The following is a 5,271-nucleotide window of genomic DNA, read 5'->3' on the forward strand; positions in this document are numbered from 1 at the left end:
CATCTGGGCACAAGGGGCGTGGTCAATAGAGCGCTTACGAACAGTTGGCCAGGGTCATCGAGTAAGTAGCCATGCAGCTTGCGCGACTTGCGCGGGCCGGTGACCTCGCAGGTCCAGATGTTCAAGCTGCTGGGCTGCTTGCGATGGATCTGCAGCTTCTCGAAGCGCTTCTGGACCCATTGCCAGTCGACAACGGCATCCTGCTTGGCGAGTGCTGGAACTTGAGGATGCTCCTGGACATAGCGCTGAAACACCCCAGGGCTTACCAGGAACACCGTGTCGTCCACGGTATGCACCAGTGCCTTGGCATCGTTGAGAATCAGCTTTCGGCTCTGCAAGCCATGCCTAAGCCAGCCCATGAAGTGCTCGCCCGAAGGCTGCTGTGTCGATGCCGAAGATTTAGACGCTGGCACAGGCAGTACCAGCGAACTCGTTGCGAAGGCCGGTACGGGCTCTGCATCCTGTCGCGTCGCAAGGAGGTGTCCGGAGCCCACCATCGCCAGCATGTCTTCCATGACGTCAGGCAGGGGCTGAACTGCGGGCGGTGAAGCCAAGTCAGCGGGGCTGCTGCCTTCCCAAGGTGGCGTCGTCTGTTCTTCCAAGACAGGCTTCGCGGCAGTCATAGGCGGGGCAGCCTCCAAGCCAGCATCCTTCTCGATTGCCGCAGCGTCGACTGCCACCGTGCCGGTAAACGATGCTGGCCGTTCGCCAGCTTCCCAGATCAGCGCGGGAGCTAGACGCAGCAGGGTAAATGAGTGGGACCAGCCGGTCGCACTGGTCACGGTCGCGCGCCAGACCGCCTTCCCGTCCGACGTCGGCTGCAATATGCCGTGGTCCTGAAGCACGTTGAACACCGCAGTGTTGTTCGTAGGGATGCCATCGATGCCCTCTGACAGCAGGTGCGCACGTAGCTTGTCCGAAACCGTCTTGCTCACCAGCCACAAGGCGTCCTCGGTGAGCCAGCCATCGGAGGCTTCGGGCTGGTTCAGCTTCAACTCTTCCTTGAGCAGGTAGCGCAACCCGTCCAGCAGCTTGCGTTGCAGCGCGTGCTTGGGGGCGGCCATAGCGCGCGCGGGATCGCCTCCCAACTCTTGGGCCACGGAAGCGCGGTCGGCCTGTACGACAAGTTCGCCCAGCACGCCGGCGTGCTCGTACTGGCCGGCCAGGACGTAGAGCAGCGGTCCCCACAGGTCGGGATAGCCACTGAGCCAGTCCAGGGCATCACTGTCGAGGAGTTGGCGGTAGAGCAAACCTGTCGCAGCGCTGTGGAGCCGATATTCTCGATCGTCGCGGTAGCGGAAGCGGTATGGCTGGTGCAGCGGGCCATGCCAGGGGTGCCACAGCGAGCCGTCGGCCAGTTCGACGTGCAGATCGACGGCGATCTTGCCGATGTCATGCAGCAGCGCGGCATAGGCGACTGCGGCAGTCCAGGCTTCAGACTGCGCCGCCTGGTCTTCGGGGCTGGCCCCGATGGGCAGCAGATGCGACTGCCGCAGCTTCAGGCTGTAGGCGACGATTTCCAGGCCGTGGTCGAGCATGCCGCCGGGGTAAGCGTGATGATGCGCCTCGGAAGCCGGGAAAGCCTGGACCAGCTCGGCGTAGCGTTCCAGTGGCGCCCGGTACAAGGTGGCGAACTGCTTACGTGAGAGCGACGTGCGCTGCCAGATGTGCTCCAGCAGTTTCTGCCGGCGCGGGGTGGCCAGCAGCGATGCGGCCGACTCGGGCCGCATCAACCCTTTCGGGAGGTCGGATGCGGGAGGTGGCGTCGGAGCGGTAGCGACCGCGGGCCGTTTTCGCTGGAACAGAGAGAGCATGCGGATGTCCTGTCGCGGGCCGAGCGGGGTGCCTTTTTGCCTTTTCGAGGTAGGGCCATTCCCCTTGCAACCCATTCCCTCGCCATTTCGACCCTTTACAGCCTTTGGGTATAGGGCGACGGGTGCTGACCGTCCACCGCCAATGCGGGTTGCGGAAGGGCCGTATTGATACAGGAAGGCTGGCTGTTCACGCCCTACGATGGGCCGATTCTTGGACTCGGGAGAACGCTGTGAGGCCTCAGATTGACAAAGTAAGGAAATTTCCTTACCATGCAGGTATCGCAATCAGGAGAGTCGCCATGCCTGCCATCCACGAAGTCGCCACGCTGACCTCTAAAGGCCAGATCACGCTGCCCAAGCCCATCCGGCAGGCGCTCGGCGTCGATGCCGGCGGCAAGCTCGCGTTCGATCTGCGGGGCAGCGAAGTCGTCGTCACCCGTGTTGATGCCGAGCACGAGGACCCCGCCATTGGCGCGTTTCTGAGCCTGCTGGCCCGCGACATCGAAGCTGGCCGGAACGTCCGGGGCCTGCCCGAGGATCTGGCGCGCGCCATGCTGGAGCATGCTGGCCACGGTGTGAACCTGGACGAGGAGATCGACGGGAAAGTGGAACTCTGATGCAACGGCATGGCTGGACGCTGCTCTTCCACGACTGCGTGATCGAGCAGTTGCAGAAACTGCATGCGGCCGCGAGGCGCGCGCAGGAGAATGACCCGGCGGGCTTCGAGTCCAATGCCAACGTCAAGCTCTTCCGGGCCCTGAGCCAGTTGATGTTGGATGTGGTGCCAGGCGATCCGGCACGCGACGAGTACCGCCAGGGCAACACCTTGGGACCTGCCCACCGCCACTGGCGAAGGGCCAAGATCGGACGGCGGTTCCGGCTGTTCTTCCGGTACGACTCGAAGGCGAAGGTCATTGTGTACGCCTGGGTCAACGATGAACAGACCCTGCGGTCTTCGGGTAGCAAATCGGACCCGTATGTCGTGTTCGAGAAGATGCTCGGACGCGGGAACCCACCAGACGACTGGCACGCGCTGATACAGGCAAGCAAGCAGGATTGGAGCAAACTGGAATAGGCATCCCTCAGTAGCAGGAGACGACCATGAACACCACGACACGCATCAGCACCGCAGAACGCCTCGGCCGCACCTTGGGTCGCGGATGGCGTGCCTACGTGCGCGGCGAACGCCGGGCATCGAGTTGGTTGGTGTCCAAGGGGATGCCGGCGGCCGGTGCCACCGCGTTCGTGTGGGTGGTCAAGCTGGTTGCGCTCGGGGTGCTGCTGTACACCACCTTCTGGCTGGCGGTGTTGCTACTGCTGGGCGTTGCGGCGGCATGGTTGGCTGGCAATTCGGCTAGGGATGATGACCGCTGGGCGCAACAGGATGAACTGCGCAATGGCGAGGCGGGCTTTGGCCTGTATTCTTCCAATGGCCAGCGGCTCGACCCTCACGACCCGAACGATCCGTTCGATGACTGAGGTTTGGACTGTCCGTCACAGAACCTTGCCGGCTACCTTGTTTACACCTGACCCGGCGCTATCACGCGCTTCCTTGGAGCCGACAGCAAGGTTCTGAGCAATCACCCCAGCCTTAACTCCGACCCACCCCAAGGCAGCGACCCAAAACGTCGGCAGGACCAGAAACATCGTGCCCGTGACGAACATTAGGAGCATGTCACCGAAGGCGTTGTTCAGTCCTACCAACGGGTCGAAATTGGTGTGCGGCCGGTTCCAGCCGAACCCCCAGCCATAGAGCGCGTCGAGGATGGTGCTGTCAATCCAGCGTGCAAGCTGAAACCAGAAGTCCGTGAAGAACAGCGCGAACTGCACGACGCTGACCGTGACCACCGTCTTCAGGTCATAGGTGCCCACGACCAGCACGAGCGGGATGCAGATAACCAGTGCCATCTTGAGCAATGCAAGCACCATGGGCAGGGCCTGCCTCGCGACGTCCATGGCTGGAAACGCGGCAATCGCGCCGACTGCCATCCCAACATCGCCCGTGGCCCGCGTCACAATGTTCGGCAGGGTCTTGTCGATCTGGCCGCCGTAGTCGGTATAGACGCTGCCCTGGTTCAATTTCTGCTGCCGCGGTGACGCGATCGTGCGGATTACCGAGTCGTCCACCTCGGCTCGGCTCAGGAACCCGGCCCAGCCCGCCAGGCGATTGAGCAGGCTCGGGTCCACCTGTCCCAGCAAGCGTGCCCGCAGGCCATTACCGCCATCGGCCCACCATTGCCTGCAGGTCGGGTAGCCACCGCCACTGGATACCTGAGCCAGCCCGGCGTCGCGGTTGCTGTCATAGGGCCAGTCATCGCGCGGCGTGCTGGAACGGTACGTGTCGTAGTAGCCGTTCGTGTCGGTGAAGAACCGCGATCCGATCCAGGTCACGTCGTGCATCTGCTGCTCATCGAGCTGAGGGCGCTGCATGAACAATTTGGCCCGTGCAGGCCCATAGCAATCCCGCGAGAAATCCGCTACTTCCTGAGCCAGCACCGGGTCATCGATGCGCGTGGCGTCGATCTCCATGCGCATCTGCCGCAGGTCCGTGCCACACGGGATCGCCGCCACCGAGGCGCTCGTGACGGCGCGCGAGAGTGCATGCATGAACGCCCACCAGACGGGCACCTTCGCCGACTGGTTGTTGATGGTGCTGAAGGACTGCGACCAGCCGGTATCCGTGGGCTGCGGCACGCTGACCTGGCACTGGGCCGAGCGCGAGCTGTCGTACTGGATGGTGTTCAGGTCCACGTCGATGAACGGAATGCCGGCGAACATCACCACCACGATGGCGACGAAGACCCGGTTCTCGATGCGGGCGGCGCTCAGCACGCCTTTATTGCCCTCGTCGGCACCTTCCGCACGGGCCTTCAACCACTCCTGCACGATGATGGCGACGAAAGGCAGCGCGAATACCCCGCTGGATACCAGCACCGCCCAGATGCCGTTGTTGACGATCCAGGACACCAGCGTCAGGTAGTACTCCAGGTAGTCGGTCGTGAAAAGCGTCATCGCGCCATCTCCCCTCAACCGGCCTGCATCAGCAGGCTGGCTTCCAGCGCCACGATGGCGACGACGCCCGCGACCTCGGTGCGCACCAGGCGGCGCCGCGCCTGGGCGTCGTCCTCACGTACCAGCAGCCGGCGCCGCATCCAGACCCAGCCATAGGCCGTCGCCCCGTACAGGCACAACCGCCACACGAAGAAGTAGCCCGATGCGGCCGCGAGCCACCGCTCCCAGCCGGCCACGCTCCCGACCAGGTAGATGCCGGCGACGTTGGCCCCCACCGCAGCGGCGACGATCACCACCGCCCACAGCAGTGCTTTCGCCGCGCGCCGGCTGAACAGCCAGCGCAAGGGGCGCCAGGTCATGCGCATTGCGCTCATGGCCGGACTACCGGATTGCCCTTCTGCAACTGGTCGAGGCGGTCGGGCACCGGATCGCCCTCGTAGATGCC

The 5,271-nt window shown here is 63.7% G+C and carries 6 protein-coding genes; 3 read left to right on the forward strand and 3 right to left on the reverse strand.

The features are described from left to right. The coding region (gene mobH / locus APY03_RS26880) for a MobH family relaxase (protein ID WP_068681684.1) at positions 1-1,814 on the reverse strand (1,814 nt) is incomplete at its 3' end. A gap of 299 nt (positions 1,815-2,113) precedes the next feature. Here mobH and APY03_RS26885 point away from each other — a divergent pair. The 3 genes from APY03_RS26885 to APY03_RS26895 are packed head-to-tail and all read left to right on the forward strand — an operon-like array spanning position 2,114 to position 3,293. After that, positions 2,114-2,431: a type II toxin-antitoxin system PrlF family antitoxin gene (locus APY03_RS26885; RefSeq protein WP_023098543.1), complete on the forward strand. Its 318-nt coding sequence runs from the start codon at positions 2,114-2,116 to the stop codon at positions 2,429-2,431. Beyond that, the gene (locus APY03_RS26890) at positions 2,431-2,889 is read left to right on the forward strand and encodes a type II toxin-antitoxin system YhaV family toxin (protein ID WP_009518525.1); all 459 of its coding nucleotides are present in this window, start codon (positions 2,431-2,433) and stop codon (positions 2,887-2,889) included. Before APY03_RS26885 ends, APY03_RS26890 begins: the two co-directional genes overlap by 1 nt. A gap of 26 nt (positions 2,890-2,915) precedes the next feature. Continuing rightward, the gene (locus tag APY03_RS26895; RefSeq protein WP_009518524.1) at positions 2,916-3,293 is read left to right on the forward strand and encodes a DUF3742 family protein; all 378 of its coding nucleotides are present in this window, start codon (positions 2,916-2,918) and stop codon (positions 3,291-3,293) included. A 15-nt stretch (positions 3,294-3,308) separates the two neighbouring features. Here the strand turns inward: APY03_RS26895 and APY03_RS26900 are convergent, their stop codons facing one another. Both APY03_RS26900 and APY03_RS26905 read right to left on the reverse strand, forming a co-directional pair. Then, positions 3,309-4,826, reverse strand: a complete 1,518-nt coding sequence (locus tag APY03_RS26900; RefSeq protein ID WP_009518523.1) for a conjugal transfer protein TraG N-terminal domain-containing protein — start codon at positions 4,824-4,826, stop codon at positions 3,309-3,311. A gap of 14 nt (positions 4,827-4,840) precedes the next feature. Further along, positions 4,841-5,200 carry a hypothetical protein gene (locus APY03_RS26905; RefSeq protein WP_009518522.1) on the reverse strand — a complete coding sequence of 120 codons (360 nt, stop codon included), beginning with the start codon at positions 5,198-5,200 and terminating at the stop codon, positions 4,841-4,843. Positions 5,201-5,271 lie beyond the last annotated feature (71 nt).

The organism is Variovorax sp. WDL1 (assembly GCF_001541225.1).
Taxonomy (GTDB): Bacteria; Pseudomonadota; Gammaproteobacteria; order Burkholderiales; family Burkholderiaceae_C; genus Variovorax.